This window comes from Cellulomonas carbonis (assembly GCF_014636275.1).
GTDB classification, from domain to species: Bacteria; Actinomycetota; Actinomycetes; order Actinomycetales; family Cellulomonadaceae; genus Actinotalea; species Actinotalea carbonis.
Genome location: NZ_BMEB01000001.1, coordinates 520,445 through 546,385 on the forward strand (window position 1 = coordinate 520,445; position 25,941 = coordinate 546,385).

The window sequence follows — 25,941 nt, forward strand, 5'->3', positions numbered from 1 at the left end:
GACACTACCCGCGGCCGGGGTGCCGCGGGTGGTGCGTCCGCCGAGGCCGCGCGCACCATGACGCGGCTCACAGCCCGACCTCGGCCATGAGGCGCCCCAGCTCCTCGCGCCCGAGCACCCTGGTGCGGCCGGGTCGCAGGTCCCCGAGGCGGACCGGTCCGATGCGCGTGCGCACGAGGCGCGTGACCGGGTGGCCGACCGCGTCGAACATGCGGCGCACGACGCGGTTGCGGCCCTCGTGCAGGACGACCTCGACCATGGTCGTCCCGGGGGTCGAGTCGATCACGCGGAAGCCGTCGACGCGCACGGGTCCGTCGTCGAGCTCGACGCCGTCCCGCAGGCGGGCGCCGACCGCGGGGCGGACCGACCCCTCGACCGTCGCGAGGTACGTCTTGCGCACACCGTGCGTCGGGTGCGCGAGCCGGTTCGCGAGCTCACCGTCGTTCGTCATCAGCAGGAGACCCTCGGTCTCGGCGTCGAGCCGGCCCACGTGGAAGAGCCGCTCGGGGCGGTCCGCGACGAACGCCGCGAGCGACGGCCGGCCCTGCGGGTCGTGCATGGTCGAGACCACACCGGCCGGCTTGTTGAGCGCGATGGTGACGAGCGACGTGTCCAGCTGGAGCCGCATGCCGTCGACGTGCACCACGGCGCGCGCGGGGTCGACCCGCACGCCCAGCTCGCGCGCGACGACGCCGTCGACCGTGACGCGACCCGCCGCGATGATCTGCTCGCACGCACGGCGCGAGCCCAGGCCCGCACCGGCGAGCACCTTCTGCAGGCGCACGCCCTCGGGGTCGTGCACGTCCTGAGCGGTGTCGCGTGCCATCAGGCGGTCCTCTCCTCGTCGATCGTCTCGAGGTCCGGCAGGTACGGGGCCAGGGGCGGCAGCTCGTCGAGGCTCGTCATGCCGAGCCGCTCGAGGAAGTACGACGTCGTGCCGTACAGGACCGCGCCGCTCGGCTCGGTTCCCTGCTCGGCGACCAGACCCCGTGCGACGAGCGTACGCACGACCGAGTCCACGTTGACGCCGCGCACCGCGGACACCTGTCCGCGCGTGACCGGCTGCCGGTACGCGATGACGGCGAGCGTCTCGAGCGCCGCGTGCGTCAGCCGGGCGGTCTGGCCCTCGAGGACGAACCGCGCCACCACGTCGGCGTGAGCGGGGGCCGAGTAGAACCGCCAGCCGTCGGCGACGTGCCGAAGGACGAAGCCGCGGGGCCGCCCAGCCTCGCCCGCGTAGTCGGCGGCGAGCGCCTGCAGCAGCTCCTCGACGCGCTCGGTCGCCAGGCCGAGGACCGTCGCGAGACGCACGGCGGGGATCGGCTCGTCGGCGACCATGAGGACAGCCTCGATCGCCGCCGCGGCACCGCCGGGCAGCGACTCGACGTCGAAGTCGAGCTCCTCGGGAACGGGAGGGCGGACGTCGGGCGCCTGCTCGACGCCGGCCCGATCGTCAGGGGTCACGTCGTCGGCGGCCCGCTCGTCGGCAGCCGGCGACGACGCGTCCGGGATCACATCGGCCCCCTCGCGCTCGACCGGTACAGCGTCCGCCGTCACCGACGCGTCCTGCGCGGGCGTGCCGTCCTCGACCGTCATGCCTGTCCCTCCTCGGCGCCGACCGGTGCGGCCGCGTCCCCGTAGTCGTCGGTGACCTCGACCTCGCCCTCGTCGCCGCCGGTCCAGCGGACGGTGAGGTCACCCAGCGGCTGCACCTGGTCGAACGCGACTGCGCCCTCCCGGAACAGCTCGAGCAGCGCGAGGAACCGGACGACGACCACGAGCGTCCCGTCGGCGTCCTGCACGAGCGCGCGGAACGTCGTCGTGCCGACCCGCCGCAGCCGCTCGGTCACGACCGCGGCCTGCTCGCGCACGCTCACGGCGGGTGCGTGCAGGTGCGCGAGGTCGACCGTGGGCACCGCGCGGGGGCGCAGCGCGTGCGCCGCGAGGATCGCGAGCTCGGCCGGTCCGATCTCGAGGACGAGCTCGGGCAGGAGCGCCGCGTGGTGCGGCTCCAGGCCGACCGCGCGCGGGAGGCTCCGTGCCTGCGCCTCGAGCCGGGCGCCGAGCCGCGCCGCGACCTCCTTGTAGGCGCGGTACTGCAGCAGCCGGGCGAACAGCAGGTCCCTCGCCTCGAGCATCTCGAGGTCCTCGGCGTCCTCGACGTCGCCCGCCGGCAGCAGGCGCGCGGCCTTGAGGTCGAGCAGCGTCGCGGCGACGACGAGGAACTCGCTGATGCGGCCGAGCTCCCACGGCTGGTCGCCGGCCTCGGCGGCGCGGACCGCGGCGATGAACTCGTCCGTCACCTGCGCGAGGGCGACCTCCGTGATGTCGAGCTTGTGCTTGGCGATCAGGCCCAGCAGCAGGTCGAACGGACCCGTGAAGTTGTCGAGGTGGACCTCGAACGGGTCCTGGCCGGGACGCGGACGAGGAGCGGTCGAGCCGTCCTCAGGCTGCATCGCCACGCGCCACCAGCTCGCGCGCGAGCTGACGGTAGGCAGCGGCACCCGGGTGGGTCGGCGCGTACGTCGTGATGGGCTCGGCCGCGACCGAGGAGTCCGGGAACTTCACCGTCCGGCCGATGACCGTGTGCAGGAGCTGGTCGCCGAACGCCTCGTGCACGCGCGCGAGCACCTCGCGCGAGTGCAGCGTGCGCGGGTCGTGCATCGTCGCGAGGATCCCGTCGACCTGCAGGCGGGGGTTCAGCCGGTCGCGCACCTTCTCGACGGTCTCGATGAGCAGCGCGACGCCGCGGAGCGCGAAGAACTCGCACTCGAGCGGGATCAGCACGCCGTGCGCCGCGGTGAGCGCGTTGACCGTGAGCAGACCGAGCGACGGCTGGCAGTCCACCAGGATGACGTCGTACTGCTCCTCGGCGGGACGCAGCACGCGCGACAGGACCGACTCGCGGGCGACCTCGCCCACGAGCTGCACCTCGGCAGCCGACAGGTCGATGTTCGCGGGAAGCAGGTCCAGGCCCGGGACGGCCGTGGGACGCACCATCTCCTCGAGACGCGCACCGCGCTCCATGAGGAGGTTGTAGATGGTCCGGTCGAGCTCGTGCGGGCTCGTGCCCAGGCCGACCGACGCCGCGCCCTGCGGGTCGAAGTCGACGATCAGCACGCGCCGCCCGTAGTCGGCGAGCGCGGCCGCGAGGTTGATGGTCGTCGTCGTCTTGCCGACGCCGCCCTTCTGGTTGCACAGCGCGATGATGCGCGCGGGTCCGTGGGAGGCCAGGGGGGCGGGTTCCGGGAACTCGGGCAACGGCCGGCCGACGGGGTCGGTGGGCGTCACGTCGCGGTCCTCGGAGGCCTGGCTGGTCACGGCCCCGAGGCTACCGCAGCGACCCTCCCGTCCCGTGGTGCGCGCGCCCTCAGAGCGCCCGCGGGTGCGCCGCGGCGTAGACCTCGCGCAGCGTGTCCGCGGTGACCTGGGTGTAGATCTGCGTCGTGGTGACCGAGGCGTGCCCGAGGAGCTCCTGGACGACCCGCACGTCCGCCCCGCCCGCGAGCATGTGGGTCGCGAACGAGTGGCGGAGCGTGTGCGGCGACACGTCGTCGGCCCGTGCGATCCCCGCGCGCTGCGCCGCCGTCCGCAGCACCGCCCAGGCGGTCTGCCGGCTCAGGCGCCCGCCGCGCGTGTTGAGCAGCAGCGCCGGTCCGCCGCGCCCCGCCGCCGCGAGGGCCGGGCGCGCACGGACGAGGTAGGCCCCGACGGCGTCGCGCGCGTACGACCCCACGGGGACGACCCGCTCCTTGCCGCCCTTGCCGAGCAGCCGCACCGACGTGGCGGCCGCCTCGAGGTCGAGGTCGTCGACGTCGAGCCCGACGACCTCGCTGATCCGCGCGCCCGTCGAGTAGAGCAGCTCGAGCAGTGCGCGGTCGCGCAGGGGCACCGGCCCCTCGCCCTCGCCCGCGGCCCGGATCAGGCGGTCGACGTCGTCCGTCGAGATCGCCTTGGGCAGCCGCCGGGGCAGCGCGGGCGGTCGGACGTCGCGCGCCGGGTCGTCCGCGGCGACGCCCTCGAGCGCGCAGAAGCGGTGCCAGCCGTGCACCGCGGCCACGACGCGCGCGGTGGACGCCGCGGCGAGGGGTCGGCGCTCCGCGTCACCCGTGCGCAGCGCCGTCACGAAGTCCTGCACGTCGTCCTGGGTCACCTGGGCGGCGGAGGTCCGTCCGCGTCGCGCGAGGAACGCGACGTACCGCGTGAGGTCCCGCCGGTAGGCGGCGAGCGTGTTGCCCGCGAGCCCGCGCTCGACGGCGAGGTGGTCGAGGTACGCGCCCACCTCCGCGGTCAGCGCCGCGGGACCGTCGGGCGCACCGGGCCCGACCCCGCCGGGCGGGTCGCCGGGTCGCGTGCCGGCGCTCGCGCCGGACGTCGTGCGGGCCCCGGCGGTCACCTCAGGCGGGCAGGAGCGTCGCGACGCCCAGCCGCGCGACGAACGGGTCGGCACCGACGGCGACGAACAGGAGCGTCAGGTACGTGATCGACTGGTGGAACAGGCGCATCTCCCCCAGGCGGACGCCGGGACGCGGGCGGGCCGCCCGGCGCGCGAGGGCGATCGTGCTACCGAGGAACCACGCTCCGAGGACCGCCGCGAGGACGAGGTAGACCCACGTCATCGGCGTCAGCGCGACGAGCACGAGGGAGGCGGCGACCATCGCGACGGTGTGCGCGAGCATCTCGCGGGACACCCGGACGTCGTCGGCCACCACGGGGAGCATCGGGACGCCGGCCGCCGCGTAGTCGCGCCGGAACCGCATCGACAGGGGCCAGTAGTGCGGCGGCGTCCAGAAGAAGATGACCGCGAACAGCGCCACGGGGGCCCAGTCGACGCGGCCGGTCACGGCCGACCACCCGATGAGCACCGGCATGCAGCCCGCGACGCCGCCCCACACGATGTTCTGCGGCGTCCTGCGCTTGAGCAGCATCGTGTAGCCGACGACGTAGAGGAGGATCGCGCCCAGCGCGAGCACCGCCGAGAGGACGTTCACCGTGACCACGAACCACACGAGCGAGAACGCCCCGAGCAGGTAGCCGAAGACGAGGGCCTCGCGCGGCGTGACCTCCCCCGTCACGAGCGGACGCCGCTTGGTCCGGTGCATGACCTGGTCGATGTCGCGGTCGAGGAAGCAGTTGAGGACGTTGGCCGAGCCGGCCGCGGCCGCCCCGCCCACGAGCGTCGCGAGGACCAGCCACACCGAGGGCATGCCGCGCTCGGCGAGCAGCATGGTCGGCACCGTCGTGACCAGCAGCAGCTCGATGATCCGCGGCTTGGTCAGCGCGACGAACGCCGCGACCCGCCGCCGCAGGCCGGGCCGGGCCGCGACCGCAGCCGCACGCTCGACCTCAGCCGTGGGGTCCGCGTCTCCCGTGGGGTCCACCGTGCCCGTCGGGTCGGCTGCGGCGCGGCCCGTCGAGGGCCCCGGCCGCTCGACCGGGACCTGGCTCGCTGTGCGCACGGTGCGAGGGCTCCGTTCCGTCGGGAGGGGACGACCCATGGTACGTGGTGGCCGCCCGCGGCCGGGCCAGGCGGTCCGGCGCAGCGTCGGAGGGACCCCGCCGGCCGGGTCGTCCCACGACTCGGCCCGCTCGGCCCGGACCGCGTCGCGTGAGTACGCTCACACGGAGCGGTCGCTCTGGCGCGGCCCCGGGCACCGGCGACCTGGTCTCAGGTGCCCGGACCACGAGGTGACGCCCGGACGACCCCGGGCGGGAAAGAGGTCCTGTGAACGTGCCCCCCACCACCGAGCTGCAGTGGTCCGAGACGGACCGGCGTGCGGTCGACACCCTGAAGGTGCTCGCGGCCGACGCCGTGCAGAAGGTGGGCAACGGCCACCCGGGAACGGCGATGAGCCTCGCGCCCGCGGCCTACCTGCTCTTCCAGCACTTCCTCGAGCACGACCCGAGCGACTCGCACTGGGCCGGCCGTGACCGCTTCGTCCTGTCGGCCGGTCACTCGTCGCTCACGCTCTACCTCCAGCTGTTCCTCTCGGGCTACGACGTGTCGCTCGACGACATCGCGGCACTGCGCACGTGGGGCTCGAAGACCCCCGGCCACCCCGAGTACAAGCACACCGACGGCGTCGAGATCACGACCGGCCCGCTCGGACAGGGCCTCGCCTCGGCCGTCGGCATGGCGATGGCCGCGCGTCGTGAGCGCGGCCTGCTGGACCCCGACACGGCCGCCGGCGAGAGCCCGTTCGACCACACGGTCTGGGTCATCGCGTCCGACGGCGACCTCCAGGAGGGCGTCACGAGCGAGGCGTCGTCGCTCGCGGGCCACCAGGAGCTCGGCAACCTCGTCGTCATCTACGACGACAACAAGATCTCGATCGAGGACGACACCGACGTCTCGTTCAGCGAGGACGTCCTCGCGCGCTACGAGGCCTACGGCTGGCACACCCAGCGCGTCGACTGGACGCAGGGCGAGGGCGGCTACGACGAGGACGTGCACGCCCTCGCGGACGCGCTGCACGCGGCGCGCGCCGAGACCGGGCGCCCGTCGATCATCTCGCTGCGGACGATCATCGGCTGGCCGTCGCCGACCAAGCAGAACACCGGCAAGATCCACGGCTCGGCGCTCGGCGCCGAGGAGGTCGCCGCGCTCAAGGAGCTGCTCGGGTTCGACCCGGAGCGCAGCTTCGTCGTCGAGGACGAGGTGCTCGCGCACGCGCGCAAGGTCGTCGACCGGGGCCGCGCGAAGCACGCCGAGTGGGACCAGGCGTACCAGGCGTGGCGCACCGCGCAGCCCGAGCGCGCCGAGCTGTTCGACCGGCTGACCGAGCGTCGCCTGCCCGAGGGCTGGACCGAGGCGCTCCCGGTGTTCGAGGGCGGCAAGGCCGTCTCGACCCGCGCCGCGTCGGGCAAGGTCCTGACCGCGCTCGCGCCCGTGCTCCCCGAGCTGTGGGGCGGCTCCGCGGACCTGGCCGAGTCCAACAACACGACCATGGAGGGTGAGCCGTCCTTCCTCCCGGCGCACCGGTCGACCCGCGCCTGGAAGGGCGACCAGTACGGTCGCACGCTGCACTTCGGCATCCGCGAGCACGCCATGGGCTCGATCCTCAACGGGATCACGCTGCACGGCGGGACGCGCGCGTACGGCGGCACGTTCCTCGTCTTCAGCGACTACATGCGCCCGGCCGTGCGGCTCGCCGCCCTGATGCAGATCCCGTCGACGTTCGTGTGGACGCACGACTCGATCGGGCTCGGCGAGGACGGGCCCACGCACCAGCCGATCGAGCACCTCGCCGCGCTGCGCGCGATCCCGGGGCTCGACGTCGTCCGCCCGGCCGACGCGAACGAGGTGGCCTGGGCCTGGCGCACGGTGCTCGAGCGGACCCACAACCCGGCGGGCGTCGTCCTCACGCGGCAGAACGTCCCGACGTTCGAGCGCGGTGAGGGCGCCGCGTCGGGCGACACGTTCGCGGCCGCCGACGGCGTCGCGCGCGGCGCGTACGTCCTGGCGGACGCGCGGCACGGCTCGCCGCAGGTGATCCTGCTCGCGACCGGCTCCGAGGTGCAGGTCGCGGTCGCGGCCCGCGAGCTGCTCGAGGCCGAGGGCGTCGCGACGCGCGTCGTCTCGGTCCCGTGCCGCGAGTGGTTCGACGAGCAGCCCGCCGACTACCGCGAGCAGGTCCTGCCGTCGTCCGTCCGCGCCCGCGTGTCGGTCGAGGCGGCCGTGGCGCAGGGCTGGCGCGAGCTCGTCGGCGACGCCGGGCGCTCGGTCTCGATCGAGCACTTCGGCGCCTCGGCCGACCACGAGACGCTCTTCCGCGAGTTCGGCTTCACCCCCGAGGCCGTCGCTGCGGCCGCTCGCGAGTCGCTCGCGCACGTCGCCGACGCCTCACCCGGTGCGGGCCCCCGCCCGACCGAGGGCGGCACCGCCGACGTCTGACCCGTCAGGTCCGGCGGGGGCGGCGCGACCCGCCCCCGCCGGACGACCCATCAGGAGGAGCCACGCCATGACCCACGAGAACCCGGCCGCGGCGCACGACGCCCCCGCACCGTCGTCCACCCCGTCCGCCGCCCCCGAGCCGGTCCGGCGGCTGCAGGACGCCGGCGTCGCCATCTGGCTCGACGACCTCTCGCGCGAGCTGCTGCGCACGGGCGAGCTCGAGCGCCTCGTCGCCGAGCGCGGCGTCGTGGGCGTGACGACCAACCCCACCATCTTCGCCTCGGCGCTCGCCGAGGGGTCCGCCTACGACGAGCAGCTGCGGGACCTCGCGTCGCGCGGCGCCGACGTCGAGACCGCGGTCTTCGAGATCACGACCGACGACGTGCGCACCGCGTGCGACGTCCTCGCGCCCGTGCACCGGGCCACGGACGGTCGCGACGGTCGTGTCTCGATCGAGGTCGACCCGCGCCTCGCGCGAGACACCGAGGCGACCGTCGAGACCGCGCGCCGCCTGTGGTCGACGGTGGACCGGCCCAACCTCTTCATCAAGATCCCCGCGACCGTCGAGGGCCTCCCCGCCATCACCGCGGCCGTCGCCGACGGGATCAGCGTGAACGTCACGCTGATCTTCTCGCTCGAGCGCTACCGCGCGGTCATCGACGCGTACCTCGACGGTCTCGAGCAGGCGCGCGCCCACGGTCACGACCTGACGCAGATCCACTCGGTCGCGTCCTTCTTCGTCTCGCGCGTCGACGCCGCCGTGGACAAGCGCCTCGACGCGCTCGGCACGGACGAGGCGGCCGCCCTGCGGGGCACCGTGGCGCTCGCGAACGCCCGCCTCGCCTACCAGGTCTTCGAGGAGACCGTCGCGGGCGAGCGCTGGCGCGGCCTCGCGACCGCTGGCGCCAACGTCCAGCGACCGCTGTGGGCGTCGACGGGCGTCAAGGACCCGGCGTACCCCGACACCCTCTACGTCGACCAGCTCGTCGCCCGCGACGTCGTCAACACGATGCCCGGCGCGACGCTCGAGGCCGCCGCCGACCACGCCGAGGTCTCGGGCGACACCGTGCGCGGGACGTACGACGACGCCGCGGCGACGATCGACCGCCTGCGCGCGCTGGGCATCGAGCTCGACGAGGTCACGACGACGCTCGAGGAGGAGGGCGTCGCCAAGTTCGAGGCCTCCTGGTCGGAGCTGCTCACGACCGTCGAGGACGGGCTCGCGCGTGCCCGCGAGGGAGCGCGGTGAGCCCCGCTCGAGTCACCGCCGACCACAACCCGCTGCGCGACCCGCGCGACCGCCGTCTCCCTCGCATCGCCGGGCCGTGCGGCCTGGTGATCTTCGGCGTCACGGGTGACCTGGCGCGCCGCAAGCTCATGCCCGCGGTGTACGACCTCGCGAACCGCGGGCTCCTGCCACCCGGCTTCGCGCTCACCGGCTTCGCGCGGCGCGACTGGGAGGCGCAGGACTTCGCCCAGGTCGTCCACGACGCGGTCAAGGAGAACGCCCGCACGCCGTTCCGCGAGAGCACCTGGCGCCAGCTCGCCGAGGGCATCCGCTTCGTCCAGGGCGAGTTCGACGACGACGACGCGTTCGACCGGCTCAGCACGACGGTCGCGGAGCTCGACGCCGAGCGCGGCACCGGCGGCAACCACGCCTTCTACCTGTCGGTGCCGCCCGGCTCCTTCCCGCTGGTGTGCCGGCAGCTGGCCCGGTCGGGCCTGTCGCGGCAGACCGAGGGGGCGTGGCGGCGCGTCGTCGTCGAGAAGCCGTTCGGGCACGACCTGCAGAGCGCGCGCGAGCTCAACGACGTCGTCTCGGAGGTGTTCGAGCCCGAGTCGGTCTTCCGGATCGACCACTACCTGGGCAAGGAGACCGTGCAGAACATGCTGGCGCTCCGGTTCGCCAACCAGCTGTTCGAGCCCATCTGGAACGCCCACTACGTCGACCACGTCCAGATCACGATGGCCGAGGACATCGGCATCGGGGGGCGCGCCGGGTACTACGACGGCATCGGTGCGGCGCGCGACGTCATCCAGAACCACCTGCTGCAGCTCCTCGCGCTCACGGCGATGGAGGAGCCCGTGTCGTTCGACGCGGACGACCTGCGCGCCGAGAAGGAGAAGGTGCTCTCCGCGGTCCGCCTCCCGAAGGACCTGGGTCGCCACACCGCCCGGGGCCAGTACGCCGCCGGCTGGCAGGGCGGCGAGGAGGTCGTGGGCTACCTCGACGAGCAGGGCATCGCTCCCGACTCCGGCACCGAGACGTACGCCGCGATCCGGCTCGACATCGACACCCGGCGGTGGGCCGGTGTGCCGTTCTACCTGCGCACGGGCAAGCGGCTCGGCCGCCGCGTGACCGAGATCGCCGTCGTGTTCAAGAAGGCGCCGCACCTGCCGTTCGAGTCGACCGCGACCGAGGAGCTCGGCAACAACGCCCTCGTCATCCGGGTCCAGCCGGACGAGGGCGTGACCCTTCGCTTCGGCTCGAAGGTCCCCGGCACGTCGATGGAGGTCCGCGACGTGACGATGGACTTCGGCTACGGGCACGCGTTCACCGAGTCGTCGCCCGAGGCCTACGAGCGGCTCATCCTCGACGTCCTCCTCGGGGACCCGCCCCTGTTCCCGCGCCACGAGGAGGTCGAGCTGTCGTGGAAGATCCTCGACCCGATCACCGAGTACTGGGCGCAGCACGGGCAGCCCGAGCCGTACCGGTCGGGCACCTGGGGCCCGCCCTCGGCCGACGAGATGATGGCGCGCGACGGCCGCACGTGGCGGCGTCCGTGACGCCGCGGGCACGCGCGTGCGCCGGGGTGCACGGCAAGGACGGAAGGGGACGGTCATGATCCGCGAGCTGCCCGACACCACCACCTCGAGGGTCGCCAAGGAGCTGCTCCGTCTGCGGGACGAGGGCGGGGCGGTCGCGCTCGGCCGCGTGCTCACGCTCCTCGTCGAGACGCACGTCGACGGCGTCGAGCGCGCCGTGGAGATCGCGAACGACGCGAGCCGCGAGCACCCCTGCCGCGTCATCGTGCTCGCCGCCGACGACGCGTGCACCGCGGGCCGGGTCGACGGCCAGATCCGCGTCGGCGGTGACGCCGGCGCGAGCGAGGTCGTCGTCCTGCGGACGACGCGCGAGATGCTCGAGCACAGCGACACCCTCGTCATGCCGCTGCTGCTGCCGGACGCGCCGATCGTGGTGTGGTGGCCGGACGAGCTGCCCGCCGCGCCGGCCGACCACCCGCTCGGCCGGATGGCGCAGCGGCGGATCACGGACACGGTCCTGTGCACCGACCCGCGTGCGGCGCTCGACCAGCTCCAGCGGAGCTACCGCGACGGCGACACCGACCTGGCCTGGACCCGTCTGACGGTGTGGCGGGGGCTCCTCGCCGCAGCGCTCGACCAGCCCCCGCACGAGCCCGTGCGCCGCGCCGTCGTCTCGGGGCGTGGTGACCACCCGTCGGTGTGGCTGCTCGCGGCGTGGCTCGCGCAGGCGCTGCGCTGCCCGGTGTCCGTGGTGGAGCAGCCCGAGGCCGAGGCCGTCACGCGCGTCGAGCTCGACCGCGCCTCGGGACCCGTCGTCATCGACCGGCCCGACGGCCGCACGGCCACCCTCGAGCAGCCCGGCCAGCCGCAGCGTCGCGTCTCGATGCCCCTGCGTCAGCTCGACGAGTGCGTCGCGGAGGAGCTGCGGCGGCTCGACCCCGACGAGGTCTACGGCGAGGTCCTCGTGAAGGGCCTCGACCGGATCGGAGCGGCATGACCATCCCGCACCAGCCGGCACGCACCGTCGTCGTCCACCCGGACGCGGAGACGCTGGCGCGCGTCACGGCGGCCCGCCTCGTGGTCGCCCTCGTCGACGCGCAGTCCACCCACTCCCCCGTCCACGTCGGCCTGACCGGCGGCACCGTCGGCACGCGGGTCCTCGAGGAGGTCGCCACCTCGCCGCTGCGCGACGCGGTCGACTGGACCGGGGTCCACGTGTGGTGGGGCGACGAGCGGTTCCTCGCGTCGGGCGACCCCGAGCGGAACGAGACCCAGGCCCGAACGGCGCTCCTGGACGCCGTGCCGGTCCCGCCCGGGAACGTGCACCCCATGCCCGCGCTCGGGGGCGAGATCCGGACGCCCGAGGACTCCGCCGCCGCGTACGCCGCGGAGCTCGCCCGGCACGCTGCGGCAGGCGGACCACTCGCCGACGACGCCGGCCCGGCCGTCCCCGCCTTCGACGTCCTCCTCCTCGGAATGGGTCCCGACGGGCACGTCGCGTCCCTCTTCCCTGGCGACCCGGCCCTCGAGGTCGTCGACCGGACCGTCGTCGGGGTGCAGGCGTCCCCCAAACCGCCGCCCCAGCGCGTCAGCCTCACGTTCCCCGCGATCGAGGCGGCCGACGAGGTGTGGGTCGTCGTCGCCGGATCGGAGAAGGCGGGGCCGACCGCGCGGGCCCTCGCGGGCGACGACCCGCGCGAGACCCCCGCTTCCGGTGCGCTCGGCCGCAGCCGGACGCTCTGGCTGGTCGACGCAGCCGCCGCCGGCTGACCCCGTGCGCGAGGTCTGGTCCGCCGTCGACGACTACGTCGTCGCGCACCTCTGCGCGGACGACGAGGTCCTGACGCGAGCCCTTGCACGTGCGCATGCGGCGGGTCTGCCGCCCATCCAGGTGTCCGCCGCGCAGGGCAGGATGCTCGAGCTGCTCGTCCGCATGCAGGGCGCCCGCCGCGTGCTCGAGGTCGGCACCCTGGGTGCCTACAGCACGATCTGGCTCGCGCGGGGTCTCCGGGCGCCTGGCGCCCACCTCACGACGCTGGAGATCGACGCCACGCACGCGGAGGTGGCGAGGGCGAACCTGCACGACGCCGGCCTCGACGACGTGGTCGAGCTGCGCCTCGGTGCGGCCTCCGACTCCTTCGACGAGATGATCCGCGCGGGCGTCGAGCCGTTCGACCTCGTGTTCATCGACGCCGACAAGCCGTCCAACGCGCACTACCTCGCCCAAGCGGTCCGCCTCGCCCGTCCGGGCACCGTCGTCGTCGTCGACAACGTCGTGCGTCAGGGAGCACTCGCGGACGATCGCAGCGCCGACGAGCGCGTCGTCGGCAGTCGCGCGGTGGTCGAGGCCGTGGCCGCCGACCCGCGCCTCACCGCGACCGTGGTGCAGACCGTCGGCCACAAGGGCTACGACGGCTTCCTGCTCGTCCGCGTCGACGACTGAGCCCGCCACCGCGAACGGCCGAGCCCGCCACCGCGGTGCGGTGGCGGGCTCGGCCGCGATGTCTTCGGAGGAGGGCCGTCGGTCAGCCCCCGCGCCGCGCACGGAGCGCGGCGAGCGCCTCGTCGAGGATCGCAGCGCCGTCCTCGTCGGTCCGGCGCTCCTTCACGTACGCGAGGTGCGTCTTGTACGGCTCGTTCCGCACCGGGGAGGGCGGGTTCTCCTTGTCCTGACCGGCGGGGAAGCCGCAACGCGGGCAGTCCCAGCTCTCCGGTGCCTCGGCACCGGCCTCGACCGAGAAGCTCGGCCGGGTCTCGTGCCCGTTGGCGCACCAGTACGACACCCAGAACCGCGGGGCCGCCTCGCCGCGCTCGGCCTCACCCATCGGCCCCGCGCCGACGCGGGAACCCCTGATCGCACTACCGCTCGCCATGGCAGACCCCCTTCAGCTGACCCGCTGGATCAGGCCCAGCAGCACGATGATGACCGTCCACACGAGCGCGAGGCCGATCGTGATGCGGTTGAGGTTGCGCTCGGCGACCCCGGAGCTCCCCGCACCGCTCGAGATGCCTCCGCCGAACATGTCGGAGAGGCCGCCGCCCTTGCCCTTGTGCAGGAGCACGAGGAGGACGACGAGGACGCTGGAGATGACCAGCAGGACCTGAAGGATGATGCGCAGTACGTCCACGACGTCGTCTGTTCCTCACTCATTGCGGTACGGGCGCCGGTGGGCGCCCGCACAAGGATAGGTGACGGTCGGACCGGCGGACCAGCACGTCACCGGTTCGGGCGTGCCGAGGGTGCCGGGCCCGTGGACCCGGCACCCTCGCATCACGCCGTCGGTCAGAGACCGACGTCGTGCGACCGGAAGCGGACGATCTTGGCGAACTCCTCCGCGTCGAGGCTCGCGCCACCGACCAGGGCGCCGTCCACGTCGGGCTGCGCCATGATCGCCGCCACGTTGCCCGACTTCACCGAGCCCCCGTAGAGGACGCGGACGCCGTCGGCGAGGTCGCGCGAGTAGAGCTCCGCGAGCCGGTCGCGGATCGCCTTGCAGACCTCCTGCGCGTCGTCAGGCGTCGCGACCTCACCCGTGCCGATCGCCCACACGGGCTCGTAGGCGATGACGATCTGCGCCGCCTGCTCGGCCGGCAGCCCGCTGAGGGCCCCGTCGAGCTGGGCGAGCGTGTAGGACACCTGCTCGCCGGCCTTGCGGACGTCCAGTCCCTCGCCGACGCACAGGATCGGCACGATCCCCTGGCCGAACGCCGAGGCGACCTTGGCCGCGCACAGCGCGTCGTCCTCGCCGTGGTACTCGCGGCGCTCCGAGTGGCCCACCGCGACGTAGCTGACGCCGAGCTTGGCGAGCATGACCGGCGAGATCTCGCCGGTGTAGGCGCCCTCGGTGTGCGCCGAGACGTCCTGCGCGCCGTACTTGATCTCGTACTTGTCGGCGTCGACCAGCGTCTGCACGGACCGCAGGTCCGTGAACGGCACGAGCACCGCGACCTCGACCGACGAGTAGTCGTGCTTGGCGTCCTTGAGGGTCCACGCGAGCTTCTGCACGAGGTGCGTCGCCTGGTGGTGGTCGAGGTTCATCTTCCAGTTGCCCGCCATCAGCGGGGTGCGCTCTGCCATGTCAGGCCTCCGTCCGGTTCTGCTCGAGCACCGCGATGCCGGGGAGCTCCTTGCCCTCGAGGAACTCGAGGCTCGCGCCGCCGCCCGTCGAGATGTGGCCGAAACCGCCCTCGTCGAAGCCGAGACGACGGACCGCCGCGGCGGAGTCGCCACCGCCCACGATGCTGAACGCGCCCTGCTCGCCCGCGTCGACCATCGCCTGCGCGACGGCACGCGTGCCCGCGGCGAACGCGTCGAACTCGAACACGCCCATGGGGCCGTTCCAGACGATCGTGCGCGCGTCGAGCAGCTTGCTGCGGAACAGCTCGGCCGACTCGGGGCCGATGTCCAGACCCATGCGCCCCTCGGGCATCGCGTCGGCCGGGACGACGTCGTGCGGCGCGTCGGCCGCGAACGAGTCCGCGACGACGACGTCCGTCGGGAGGACGATCTCGACGCCCCGCTCCTCGGCGGTCGCGAGGTAGCCCTTCACGGTCTCGATCTGGTCCTCCTCGAGCAGCGAGGTGCCGACCGCGTGACCCTTCGCCGCGAGGAAGGTGAAGACCATCCCGCCGCCGATCAGGAGACGGTCGGCCTTGCCCAGCAGGTTCGCGATCACGCCGAGCTTGTCGGAGACCTTCGAGCCGCCGAGCACGACCGCGTAGGGGCGCTCGGGGTCGTCGGTCGCACGCCGCAGCGCCTCGACCTCGGTGAGGACGAGGCCGCCGACGGCCGCGGGCAGCTTGAGCGCGACGTCGTACACCGACGCCTGCTTGCGGTGCACGACGCCGAAGCCGTCCGACACGAACGCGTCGGCGAGAGCCGCGAGGTCGTCCGCGAGCGAGGCACGCTCGGCCTCGTCCTTGGAGGTCTCGCGGGCGTCGAACCGGATGTTCTCGAGCAGGGCCACCTCGCCGTCGCCGAGGGCGGCGACCGTCGCACGGGCCGACTCGCCCACCGTGTCCTCGGCGAGGGTGACGGTCGTCCCGAGCAGCTCGCCCAGGCGCGTCGCGACCGGCGCGAGCGAGTACTTGGCCTCGGGCGCGCCCTTGGGACGCCCGAGGTGCGCGGCGACGACGACCTTCGCGCCCGCGTCGACCAGCTTCTTGATCGTCGGCACGGCGGCGCGCACGCGCCCGTCGTCGGTGATGGTCGTGCCGTCGAGCGGCACGTTGAGGTCGGCACGGACCAGCACGCGCTTGCCGCGCAGGTCGCCGAGGTCCTCGATGGTCTTCATGTCTCTCCCTCGTCGGGGTGGTTCCGGGGCGTGACGCGACGACGTCCGCGTGCCCCGCGGTGGGCGCGGCACGCGGACGTCGTCATGGGTGCTCGGTGAGCGGTGCGGTCAGAGACGCTCGCCGATGTAGACCGTGAGGTCCACGAGGCGGCTCGAGTAGCCCCACTCGTTGTCGTACCAGGAGACGACCTTGACCTGGTCGCCGATGACCTTCGTGAGGCCGGCGTCGAAGATGCTCGAGGCGGGGTCCGTCACGATGTCGGTCGAGACGATCGGGTCCTCGGTGTAGACGAGGATGCCCTTGAGCGCGTCGCTCTCGGCGGCGGCCTTGACCGCGGCGTTGACCTCCTCGACCGTCGTCTCGCGCGACGCGGTGAACGTGAGGTCCGTCGCCGAGCCCGTGGGCGTGGGCACGCGCATGGCGTAGCCGTCGAGCTTGCCCTTGAGCTGCGGGAGGACGAGCGACACGGCCTTGGCCGCACCCGTCGAGGTCGGGACCATGTTGAGGGCCGCGGCGCGTGCACGGCGCAGGTCCTTGTGCGGGCCGTCCTGCAGGTTCTGGTCCTGCGTGTACGCGTGGATCGTCGTCATGAGGCCGCGCTCGATGCCGAAGGCCTCGTCGAGGACCTTGGCGAGCGGCGCGAGGCAGTTCGTGGTGCACGACGCGTTCGACACGATGTGGTGGTTCGCGGGGTCGTACTCGGTGTGGTTGACACCGACGACGAACGTCGCGTCCTCGTTCTTCGCGGGCGCCGAGATGATGACCTTCTTCGCACCGGCGTCGAGGTGGGCCTTGGCCTTCGTCGCGTCGGTGAAGATGCCGGTCGACTCGATCACGATGTCGGCACCCAGCTCGCCCCACGGGAGGGCCGACGGGTCGCGCTCGGCGAGCGCCTTGAACGTCTTGCCGCCGACGGTGATGCTCTCCTCGTCGAAGGTGACGTCCTGCGCGAGGCGGCCCAGGATCGAGTCGTACTTCAGAAGGTGCGCCAGGGACTTGTTGTCCGTGAGGTCGTTCACGCCGACGATCTCGATGTCGGCACCCGACTCCAGCACGGCGCGGAAGAAGTTACGTCCGATGCGGCCGAAGCCGTTGATTCCGACGCGGATGGTCACTATGCCCTCCTCAAGGCGCACCGCATACCCGGTACGCACGATGGTTGACGGATGCGTACGGCGCTGTACGCGCCTGGCCGGACCGCACACTTCGATCCTCGTCCAGAACGAGACCCAGGTTACACGGCGGACACAGGCCCGTCGCCGGGACGTTCGTCCGACGGGACCACCGCCACGGCGTGCTGGCACGAGGTCGCCGGCGCGCCGCCGGGTGACCGTGACAAACCGGCGACGTGCTCAGACGTCGAGCATGTCGGCCGTGAGGCCGGCCTCCGTGTCGGGGATCCCGAGGTCGGCGGCGCGCTTGTCGGCGGTCGCCAGGAGGCGCCGGATGCGGCCCGCCACCGCGTCCTTCGTCAGCGGCGGGTCGGCGAGCTGACCGAGCTCCTCGAGCGACGCCTGCTTGTGGTCGAGCCGCAGCCGTCCGGCCTCGCGCAGGTGGTCCGGGAGGTCGTCGCCGAGGATCTCGAACGCGCGCTCGACGCGGGCCCCCGCGGCGACCGCCGCGCGCGCCGAGCGGCGCAGGTTCGCGTCGTCGAAGTTCGCCAGGCGGTTCGCCGTGCCGCGCACCTCGCGGCGCATCCGGCGCTCCTCCCACACGAGGACGGCGTCGTGTGCGCCGAGCCGCGTGAGCATCGCGCCGATCGCGTCGCCGTCGCGGATGACGACCCGGTCCACGCCGCGGACCTCGCGCGCCTTCGCGCCGATCCCCATGCGCCGGGCCGCCCCGACCAGCGCGAGCGCGGCCTCCGGACCGGGGCACGTGACCTCGAGCGCGGCGGAGCGGCCGGGCTCCGTGAGCGAGCCGTGCGCGAGGAACGCGCCGCGCCACGCGGCCTCGGCCTCGCCGACGCCCGCCGACACGACCTGCGGCGGGAGCCCGCGCACCGGCCGTCCGCGGTTGTCCAGCAGACCCGTCTGCCGGGCGAGCGACTCGCCGTCCTTCACGACGCGCACGACGTAGCGCGTGCCGCGCCGGATCCCGCCGCCGCTCACGACGACGACGTCGCTCGTGTGGCCGTACACGTCGGCGACGAACTGGCGCAGCCGCCGTGCGGCGACCCCGGTGTCGAGCTCGGCCTCGATCACGATGCGGCCGGAGATGATGTGCAGCCCGCCGGCGAAGCGCAGCGTCGCCGACACCTCTGCCTTGCGGTGGGACGTCTTCTCGACGGAGAGCCGCGCGAGCTCGTCCTTCACCTGAGCGGTCAAAGCCATGGGCGTCATCCTGCCACCCCGCCCGCCGCCGTCCCGATGTCACCGAGGTACCCCTCGAACGCGTCCCGGTAGGCCGCCGCGAGGCGCAGCGGGTCGTGCCGCGGTGTCCCGTCGCCCACCCGCACCTGCCGCAGCAGCAGCTGCGCACCCGACGCCGCGCACTCGCGCTGCAGCGCGTCGACGTCGTCGATCGCGCTCGGGTCGGCGACCACGACGTCGAGCCGGAGGTCCGGCGCGTGCCGACGCAGCGCCACGAGGTGGTCGTGCGCGCGCATGCCGGTGGTCTCCGCGGACTCGGCGCTGAGGTTGAGGGTCACGCAGCGCCGGGCGGAGGTGCGGTGCAGCGCGGCGGACAGCTCGGGCACGAGGAGGTGCGGCATGACGGACGTGAACCACGACCCCGGGCCGAGGACCACCCAGTCGGCCGAGTCCACGGCCGCGACGGCCTCGGGGCACGCGGGCGGGTCGCCCGGGATCAGGCGCACCGACTGCACGCGGCCCGGGGCGACCGCGACCGCGCTCTGCCCGCGCACCACCGTGACGTCGCCGCCCTCGACGGCCGGGTCGACGAGCTCGGCCTCGATCGCGAGCGGGACGGCCGCCATCGGCAGCACCCGGCCGCGGGAGCCCAGCAGGCGCCCGACCCAGTCCAGGCCCGCGACCGTGTCGCCCAGCAGCTCCCACAGCGCGACGATGAGGAGGTTGCCGACCGCGTGCTTGTCGAGCGACCCCTCCGACGCGAAGCGGTGCTGCAGCACGTCGCGCCAGGTTCGTCCCCAGTCGGTGTCGTCGCACAGCGCCGACAAAGCCATCCGCAGGTCGCCCGGTGGCAGCACGCCCATCTCGTCGCGCAGCCGGCCTGACGACCCGCCGTCGTCGGCGACCGTGACGACCGCGGTCAGCCGGTCGGACATCAGCCGCAGCGCGGAGAGGCTCGCGTACAGCCCGTGCCCGCCGCCCAGCGCGACGACCGCCGGGCCGACGCCGTCGCGACGCCCCGGGGCCTCGCCTCTCACTCGCGCCCCAGGTCGCGGTGCGTCACGACGACGCGGTGCCCGAGCTCCCTCAGCTCGGTCGCGAGCGCCTCGGAGATGGCCACCGACCGGTGCTTGCCGCCCGTGCAGCCGACGGCGATGGTCGCGTAGCGCTTGTCCTCGGTCCCGTAGCCGGCGAGGACGGGCTCGAGCGCGTCGACGTACTTGTCGACGAAGACCGACGCGCCGGGCAGCCCGAGGACGTAGTCCCGCACGGGCACGTCCCGACCGGTCAGGTGGCGCAGCTCCCCGATCCAGTACGGGTTCGCCAGGAAGCGCACGTCGACGACGTGGTCGGCGTCGAGCGGGAGGCCGTACTTGAACCCGAACGAGAGGACGTTGATCCGCAGCGCGTCGTGGGCGCCGCCGGTCACCGCCGACCGGACCTCGCGCGCGAGGTCGTGGACGTTCAGGTCGCTCGTGTCGATGACGATGTCGGCGCGCTCGCGCAGCCGGCCGAGCAGCTCGCGCTCCTCGGCGATGCCGTCGAGGATCCGTCGGTCGCCCTGGAGCGGGTGGGGCCGGCGCACCGTCTCGAAGCGCTGCACGAGCACCGGGTCGGAGGCGTCGAGGAACAGCAGGCGGTAGGGGAACCCCGAGTCCCGCAGACCGTCGATGACCTCGACGAGGTCACGGAAGAACTCGCGTCCCCGGACGTCGACGACGGCCGCGAGCCGGTGCACGGCACCCTGCGCGACGCTCATCATGCGGACCATCTGCGGGAGCAGCTGGGGCGGCAGGTTGTCGACGACGTACCAGTCCATGTCCTCGAGCACCGCCGCGGCACGGCTGCGTCCGGCACCGCTCATGCCGGTGATGAGGAGCAGCTCCGGGAGCTCCCCCCGGGGTGCCGCCGTGGTGGCCTCGAGAGCCGGGATGCCCGTGGGCACCGTGGTCGGGGGTGGCTCCTGGGTCATGCGTCCAGCATGCCAGGGGTCCGGGCCGGACGGCCGCCCGAGCCGGCGTCACCCGTCGCGGACGCCCCGTCGACGGACGTGCCGTTCGGGAGCGTGGCGCCGGGAGGTGCGGTGCCGTTCGGGCGCGTCGTGCCAGGAGGTGCGGTGCCGTTCGCCGGTGGGGAGGCGTCGGCGGCGAGGGCACGAACCACCGCCTCGGCGGTGCGCCGCCCCATCCCCTTGACCTCCGCGACCTCCTCGACCGTCGCGCCGCGGAGCCGTCTGACCGACCCGAAGTGCTTGAGCAGCGCCGCGGACCGGGCCGGGCCGAGTCCCGGGACCGAGTCCAGCGCCGAGACCGTCATGCTGCGGCTGCGGCGGCTGCGGTGGTGACGCAGCGCGAAGCGGTGCGCCTCGTCCCGCACGCGCTGCAGGAGGTACAGCCCTTGCGAGCTGCGCTGGAGGATCACGGGGTACTCCTCTCCCGGCAGCCACACCTCCTCCAGACGCTTCGCGAGCCCGCACAGCGCGACGTCGTCGACGCCGAGGTCGGCGAGCGCGCGCGCGGCCGCGGCGACCTGCGGCGGTCCGCCGTCGACGACCACGAGGTTCGGGGGGTATGCGAACCTGCCCCGCCCCGGGTCGCGGGACGCCGTCGCGCCGGAGCGGCCCGTCACCCCGCCGTCCGGGTGCGGCGCCACGTCGTCGTCGGACTCGCCCAGCTCCGGTGCACCGGTCGCCTGCTCCTCGAGGTACCGACGGAACCGGCGGGTGAGGACCTCGTACATCGCCTCGGTGTCGTCGCGCGCGCCCTCCCCCTCGGCGCCACGGACGACGAAGTGCCGGTACTCCGACGACCTCGGCAGCCCGTCCTCGAACACGACCATCGAGCCGACCTGGTGCGTCCCCTGCGTGGTCGAGATGTCGTAGCACTCGATCCGCAGGGGCGCGGTGGGCAGGTCGAGCGCCTCCTGGAGCTCGCGCAGCGCCTGACTGCGCGTCGTGAGGTCGCCCGCACGGCGCGTGCGGTGGAGCGTCAGCGCCTGCTCGGCGTTGCGGCGCACGGTCTCCGCCAAGGCCTTCTTGTCACCGCGCTGCGGGATCCGCACCTGGACGCGCGAGCCGCGCAGCCCTGTGAGCCAGTCCGTCACCTGCTCCAGGTCCGGCGGGAGGACCGGGACGAGGACCTCGCGGGGCACCGGGCTCTCCGCGCGGTGCTCGCGCTCCGGGCGCCGCGCACCTCCGGAGGCGCGCTCGGGCGCGGCCCAGCCCGCCTGGTCGCCGTACACCTGCTGGAGCAGGTGCTCGACGAGCTCGCCGTCGGTCACGTCCTCGACCTTCTCGACCACCCAGCCGCGCTGGCCGCGGATGCGCCCGTCGCGCACGTGGAAGACCTGGACCGCCGCCTCGAGCTCGTCCCCGACGAGCGCGAACACGTCGGCGTCGGTGCCGTCCGCGAGGACCACGGCGTTCTTCTCCGTCGCGCGCTCGAGCGCCCCGACGTCGTCCCGCAGGCGTGCCGCGCGCTCGAAGTCGAGCTCGGCCGCGGCGGCCTTCATCTCGGCCGTCAGCCGACGCGTGAAGCGCGCCGTCTCCCCCGCCATGAAGTCGCAGAAGTCCTCGGCGAGCTCGCGGTGCTCCTCGGGCGTCACGCGCCCGACGCACGGCGCCGAGCACTTGTCGATGTACCCGAGCAGGCACGGCCGGCCGGTCTGCTTCGCGCGGCGGAAGACGCCGGCGGAGCACGTCCGCACGGGGAACACGCGCAGCAGCAGGTCGACGGTCTCGCGGATGGCCCACGCGTGCGCGTACGGCCCGAAGTACCGCGTCCCCTGCCGCTTCGCCCCGCGCATGACCTGCACGCGCGGGAACTCCTCGCCGAGGGTCACCGCGAGGTACGGGTACGACTTGTCGTCGCGGTACTTGACGTTGAAGCGCGGGTCGAACTCCTTGATCCAGGAGTACTCGAGCGCGAGCGCCTCGACCTCGGTGCCGACGACGGTCCACTCGACCGACGCGGCGGTCGTGACCATCTGCTGCGTCCGAGGGTGGAGCGCCGAGAGGTCCTGGAAGTAGCTGGCCAGGCGCGACCGGAGGCTCTTGGCCTTGCCGACGTACACGACCCGGCCGTGCTCGTCGCGGAACCGGTAGACGCCCGGCGAGTCCGGTACCTGCCCCGGTCGGGGCCGGTACGTCGCGGGGTCTGCCATGACGCGGAGCCTAGTTCGCGCACCTGACACGACCCGACGACTAGCGTGGGCGGATGGGACTCGTGCACACGTACTCCGCCGACGTCGTCTGGACCGGCGCCGGCGACGCCGGCACGGCGAGCTACACCTCCTACTCGCGCGACCACGAGGTGCGGATCGGTGACAAGCCGCCGCTGCTGGGCTCTGCGGACCCGGCCTTCCGCGGCGACGCGAACCGGTACTCCCCCGAGGAGCTCCTGGTCGCGGCCCTCGCGCAGTGCCACATGCTCTGGTTCCTGCACCTGGCGTCCGCGGACGACGTGGTCGTGATCGGCTACACCGACCGACCCATGGGTCGGATGCGCGTCGAGGGAGCCGGGCACGGCCAGTTCACCGACGTCGTCCTGCACCCGTCGGTGACGCTCGCGCACGCCGCACGCCCGGACGGGCGCCCCGTGACCGACGCCGAGCTCGCGACGCTGCACTCGCGCGCCCACGAGCACTGCTTCATCGCTCGATCGGTCAACTTCCCCGTCCGGGTGGCACCGGTACCGCTGCGCGTCGCGCAGGCCGCGACGTAGACCACCGGGAGCGCCGGTTGCCGGCGTGCTCAGCCGTCAGGCGCTCGCCGGCATCCGCTCGTCGACCCTGAGGACCTCCGCGAGGAACTGACCGGTGTGGCTCTCCGCGACGCCGGCGACCGACTCGGGTGTGCCCTCTGCCACGACCACGCCGCCGCCCGACCCGCCCTCGGGCCCCATGTCGATCACCCAGTCGGCGTTCTTGATGACGTCGAGGTTGTGCTCGATGACGATGACGCTGTTGCCCTTGTCGACGAGCGACTGGAGCACCCCGAGCAGCTTGCGGATGTCCTCGAAGTGCAGACCGGTCGTCGGCTCGTCCAGCACGTACGCGGTGCGTCCGTTCGACCGGCGCTGCAGCTCGGTCGCGAGCTTGACGCGCTGCGCCTCGCCACCGGACAGGGTCGGCGCGGGCTGCCCGAGCCGGACGTAGCCGAGGCCGACGTCGACGAGCGTCTTGAGGTGGCGCGAGATCGCGGGCACCGCCGCGAAGAACTCGGCCGCCTCCTCGATCGGCATGTCGAGCACCTCGGCCACGGTCCGGCCCTTGAAGTGCACCTCGAGCGTCTCGCGGTTGTAGCGCGCGCCGTGGCAGACCTCGCACGGGACGTAGACGTCCGGCAGGAAGTTCATCTCGATCTTGAGCGTGCCGTCGCCCGAGCACGCCTCGCAGCGTCCGCCCTTGACGTTGAACGAGAAGCGGCCGGGCGTGTAGCCCCGCACCTTCGCCTCGGTGGTCTCGGCGAAGAGACGGCGGATGTGGTCCCACACCCCGGTGTACGTCGCCGGGTTCGAGCGCGGGGTCCGGCCGATGGGCGCCTGGTCGACGTGGACCACCTTGTCGAGGTGCTCGAGCCCGGTGACCCGCGTGTGCCGCCCCGGGACCTGCCGGGCGCGGTTCAGCTCGTTCGCCATCACCGTGTAGAGGATGGAGTTGACGAGCGTGCTCTTGCCGGACCCAGACACCCCGGTGACCGCCACGAAGCACCCGAGCGGGAAGGACACGTCGATGGTGCGCAGGTTGTTCTCGCGCGCGCCGACGACCTTGACCTGCCGCTTGCGGTCGATGGGCCGTCGTGCGGTCGGCGTCGGGATCTCACGGCGGCCCGCGATGTAGGCGCCGGTGACCGACTCGGGCGAGTCCAGCAGGCCCTGGAGGTCCCCGGAGTGGACGACGCGGCCGCCGTGCTCACCGGCGCCCGGACCGATGTCGACGATCCAGTCGGCGGTCCTGATCGTGTCCTCGTCGTGCTCGACGACGATGAGCGTGTTCCCCAGGTCGCGCAGGCGCGTGAGGGTGTCGATGAGGCGCCGGTTGTCCCGCTGGTGCAGGCCGATGCTCGGCTCGTCGAGGACGTACAGGACGCCCACCAGGCCGGACCCGATCTGGGTCGCGAGCCGGATCCGCTGGGCCTCGCCGCCCGAGAGCGTCCCCGCGGGCCGGTCGAGCGCGAGGTAGTCGAGCCCGACGTCGAGGAGGAACCCGAGCCGCGCGTCGATCTCCTTGAGCACCTGCGCGGCGATCGCCCGCTCGCGCTCCCCGAGCTCGAGGGCGAGGAGGAACGCGCGCGCCTCGCGCAGCGGGAGGCCGCAGACCTCGGCGATCGACCGGCCGCCGACGCGGACCGCGAGCACCTCGGGCTTCAGACGCGTCCCGCGGCAGACCGGGCACGGCGTCTCGCGCATGTACGCCTCGTACTTCTCCTTCGACCAGTCGGACTCCGTCTCCTGGTGCCGTCGCTCGATGAAGGACACGACGCCCTCGAACCCGGTGCTGTACTGCCGCTCGCGGCCCCACCGGTTCCGGTAGCGGACCTGCACCTGGTGGTCCTTGCCGTGCAGGATCGCGTCCTTCGCGCGCTGCGGGAGCGCGCGCCACGGCACGTCCATCGAGAAGCCGAGGTCGTCGGCCAGGGCGCGCATGACGCGCTGGAAGTACTCCGACGACGTCTGCGCCCACGGCGCGACCGCGCCCTCGGCGAGGGTCGCGTCCTCGTCGGGGATGATCAGGTCGGGGTCGACCTCGAGACGCGTGCCGATGCCCGTGCACTCGGGGCACGCACCGTACGGCGCGTTGAACGAGAACGTCCTCGGCTCGATCTCCTCGAGTGTGAGCGGGTGGTCGTTCGGGCACGCGCGGTGCTCGGAGAAGCGGCGCTCGCGCTGCGGGTCGTCCTCGTCCGCGTCGACGAGCTCGACCACGACGAGGCCCGCGGCGAGCGAGAGCGCGGTCTCGACGGAGTCGGTGAGACGCCGCTGCACGCCGTCGCGCGCGACGAGCCGGTCGACCACCACGTCGACCGTGTGCTTGAGCTTCTTCTCGAGCTGCGGCACGTCGGTGAGCTGGCGCACCTCGCCGTCGACGCGCGCCCGGGCGAAGCCCTTGGACTGCAGCTCGCGGAAGAGGTCGGCGTACTCACCCTTGCGACCACGGACGACGGGCGCGAGGACCTGGTAGCGGGTGCCCTCGGGCAGCTCGAGGAGCCGGTCGACGATCTGCTGCGGCGTCTGCCGGCTCACGACCTCCCCGCACACGGGGCAGTACTGCGTGCCCGCACGCGCGAACAGCAGGCGCAGGTAGTCGTAGACCTCGGTGATCGTCCCGACCGTCGAGCGGGGGTTCCGGTTGGTCGACTTCTGGTCGATCGAGACGGCGGGCGACAGCCCCTCGATGAAGTCGACGTCGGGCTTGTCCATCTGCCCGAGGAACTGGCGGGCGTAGGACGAGAGCGACTCGACGTACCGCCGCTGGCCCTCCGCGAATATGGTGTCGAACGCGAGGGACGACTTCCCGGACCCCGAGAGACCGGTGAAGACGATGAGGCTGTCTCGCGGGAGGTCGAGGTCGACGTTGCGGAGGTTGTGCTCGCGGGCGCCTTGGACGCGGAGGCGGTCGTTCACCCGCCCATGCTAGGCGGCGACCCGCGGTCGTACAACTGTTCGACGCGTCACA

The 25,941-nt window shown here is 73.3% G+C and carries 23 protein-coding genes; 7 read left to right on the plus strand and 16 right to left on the minus strand.

The features are described 5' to 3' along the window. Positions 1-67: 67 nt before the first annotated feature. From IEV86_RS02375 to IEV86_RS02400, 6 genes are all read right to left on the minus strand, one after another. Complete coding sequence (locus IEV86_RS02375) at positions 68-826, minus strand: pseudouridine synthase (RefSeq protein ID WP_043603534.1); 759 nt, start codon at positions 824-826, stop codon at positions 68-70. Further along, positions 826-1,596, minus strand: coding sequence for an SMC-Scp complex subunit ScpB (gene scpB / locus IEV86_RS02380; RefSeq protein ID WP_081978517.1), 771 nt, complete (start codon positions 1,594-1,596; stop codon positions 826-828). Before scpB ends, IEV86_RS02375 begins: the two co-directional genes overlap by 1 nt. Next, positions 1,593-2,456: a segregation and condensation protein A gene (locus IEV86_RS02385; RefSeq protein ID WP_052425926.1), complete on the minus strand. Its 864-nt coding sequence runs from the start codon at positions 2,454-2,456 to the stop codon at positions 1,593-1,595. The genes scpB and IEV86_RS02385 overlap by 4 nt, the downstream gene beginning before the upstream one ends. Next, positions 2,446-3,321, minus strand: coding sequence for a ParA family protein (locus IEV86_RS02390; RefSeq protein WP_043603537.1), 876 nt, complete (start codon positions 3,319-3,321; stop codon positions 2,446-2,448). The genes IEV86_RS02385 and IEV86_RS02390 overlap by 11 nt, the downstream gene beginning before the upstream one ends. Positions 3,322-3,370: 49 nt before the next feature. Then, entirely contained in the window at positions 3,371-4,294 is a 924-nt protein-coding gene (xerD, locus tag IEV86_RS02395) for a site-specific tyrosine recombinase XerD (protein WP_043603637.1), read from the minus strand. A 103-nt stretch (positions 4,295-4,397) separates the two neighbouring features. Then, positions 4,398-5,459: a heme o synthase gene (locus tag IEV86_RS02400; protein ID WP_268235171.1), complete on the minus strand. Its 1,062-nt coding sequence runs from the start codon at positions 5,457-5,459 to the stop codon at positions 4,398-4,400. A gap of 266 nt (positions 5,460-5,725) precedes the next feature. Here IEV86_RS02400 and tkt point away from each other — a divergent pair, with 266 nt between their 5' ends. The 6 genes from tkt to IEV86_RS02430 all read left to right on the plus strand — a co-directional run bounded on the left by tkt (position 5,726) and on the right by IEV86_RS02430 (position 13,103). Further along, positions 5,726-7,894 (plus strand): transketolase, encoded by a 2,169-nt coding sequence (tkt, locus tag IEV86_RS02405; RefSeq protein WP_043603539.1) that lies wholly within the window; start codon positions 5,726-5,728, stop codon positions 7,892-7,894. A 67-nt stretch (positions 7,895-7,961) separates the two neighbouring features. Continuing rightward, positions 7,962-9,143, plus strand: coding sequence for a transaldolase (tal, locus tag IEV86_RS02410; RefSeq protein WP_081978519.1), 1,182 nt, complete (start codon positions 7,962-7,964; stop codon positions 9,141-9,143). Continuing rightward, complete coding sequence (gene zwf / locus IEV86_RS02415) at positions 9,140-10,681, plus strand: glucose-6-phosphate dehydrogenase (RefSeq protein ID WP_043603541.1); 1,542 nt, start codon at positions 9,140-9,142, stop codon at positions 10,679-10,681. Before tal ends, zwf begins: the two co-directional genes overlap by 4 nt. Before the next feature lie 55 nt (positions 10,682-10,736). Further along, on the plus strand, positions 10,737-11,657 hold the full coding sequence (locus IEV86_RS02420; protein WP_043603543.1) for a glucose-6-phosphate dehydrogenase assembly protein OpcA: 921 nt from the start codon (positions 10,737-10,739) through the stop codon (positions 11,655-11,657). Beyond that, positions 11,654-12,430 carry a 6-phosphogluconolactonase gene (gene pgl / locus IEV86_RS02425; RefSeq protein WP_043603546.1) on the plus strand — a complete coding sequence of 259 codons (777 nt, stop codon included), beginning with the start codon at positions 11,654-11,656 and terminating at the stop codon, positions 12,428-12,430. Before IEV86_RS02420 ends, pgl begins: the two co-directional genes overlap by 4 nt. A 4-nt stretch (positions 12,431-12,434) precedes the next feature. Then, entirely contained in the window at positions 12,435-13,103 is a 669-nt protein-coding gene (locus IEV86_RS02430; RefSeq protein ID WP_043603646.1) for an O-methyltransferase, read from the plus strand. Positions 13,104-13,185: 82 nt separating this feature from the next. Here IEV86_RS02430 and IEV86_RS02435 read toward each other — a convergent pair whose 3' ends face one another. The 9 genes from IEV86_RS02435 to uvrC all read right to left on the minus strand — a co-directional run bounded on the left by IEV86_RS02435 (position 13,186) and on the right by uvrC (position 22,428). Then, positions 13,186-13,533 (minus strand): RNA polymerase-binding protein RbpA, encoded by a 348-nt coding sequence (locus IEV86_RS02435; RefSeq protein ID WP_043603549.1) that lies wholly within the window; start codon positions 13,531-13,533, stop codon positions 13,186-13,188. Positions 13,534-13,545: 12 nt separating this feature from the next. Continuing rightward, the gene (secG, locus tag IEV86_RS02440) at positions 13,546-13,788 is read right to left on the minus strand and encodes a preprotein translocase subunit SecG (RefSeq protein WP_043603552.1); all 243 of its coding nucleotides are present in this window, start codon (positions 13,786-13,788) and stop codon (positions 13,546-13,548) included. A 155-nt stretch (positions 13,789-13,943) separates the two neighbouring features. Further along, entirely contained in the window at positions 13,944-14,738 is a 795-nt protein-coding gene (gene tpiA, locus IEV86_RS02445; protein ID WP_043603555.1) for a triose-phosphate isomerase, read from the minus strand. Between the two features lies 1 nt (position 14,739). Continuing rightward, complete coding sequence (locus IEV86_RS02450) at positions 14,740-15,954, minus strand: phosphoglycerate kinase (protein ID WP_043603558.1); 1,215 nt, start codon at positions 15,952-15,954, stop codon at positions 14,740-14,742. A 108-nt stretch (positions 15,955-16,062) separates the two neighbouring features. After that, positions 16,063-17,070: a type I glyceraldehyde-3-phosphate dehydrogenase gene (gene gap, locus IEV86_RS02455; RefSeq protein ID WP_043603561.1), complete on the minus strand. Its 1,008-nt coding sequence runs from the start codon at positions 17,068-17,070 to the stop codon at positions 16,063-16,065. A gap of 237 nt (positions 17,071-17,307) precedes the next feature. Next, entirely contained in the window at positions 17,308-18,288 is a 981-nt protein-coding gene (gene whiA / locus IEV86_RS02460) for a DNA-binding protein WhiA (RefSeq protein WP_043603563.1), read from the minus strand. A gap of 5 nt (positions 18,289-18,293) precedes the next feature. Beyond that, positions 18,294-19,304, minus strand: a complete 1,011-nt coding sequence (locus IEV86_RS02465) for a gluconeogenesis factor YvcK family protein (RefSeq protein ID WP_043603566.1) — start codon at positions 19,302-19,304, stop codon at positions 18,294-18,296. Next, on the minus strand, positions 19,301-20,239 hold the full coding sequence (gene rapZ / locus IEV86_RS02470) for an RNase adapter RapZ (RefSeq protein ID WP_188484533.1): 939 nt from the start codon (positions 20,237-20,239) through the stop codon (positions 19,301-19,303). Before rapZ ends, IEV86_RS02465 begins: the two co-directional genes overlap by 4 nt. Beyond that, the gene (gene uvrC / locus IEV86_RS02475) at positions 20,236-22,428 is read right to left on the minus strand and encodes an excinuclease ABC subunit UvrC (protein WP_081978521.1); all 2,193 of its coding nucleotides are present in this window, start codon (positions 22,426-22,428) and stop codon (positions 20,236-20,238) included. Before uvrC ends, rapZ begins: the two co-directional genes overlap by 4 nt. A 53-nt stretch (positions 22,429-22,481) precedes the next feature. Between uvrC and IEV86_RS02480 the strand changes: the two genes are divergently transcribed. Beyond that, positions 22,482-22,988 carry an OsmC family protein gene (locus IEV86_RS02480; RefSeq protein WP_043603569.1) on the plus strand — a complete coding sequence of 169 codons (507 nt, stop codon included), beginning with the start codon at positions 22,482-22,484 and terminating at the stop codon, positions 22,986-22,988. A 36-nt stretch (positions 22,989-23,024) separates the two neighbouring features. On the opposite strand, the gene uvrA is transcribed toward IEV86_RS02480, so the two are convergent. Next, complete coding sequence (uvrA, locus tag IEV86_RS02485) at positions 23,025-25,889, minus strand: excinuclease ABC subunit UvrA (RefSeq protein ID WP_043603572.1); 2,865 nt, start codon at positions 25,887-25,889, stop codon at positions 23,025-23,027. Positions 25,890-25,941 lie beyond the last annotated feature (52 nt).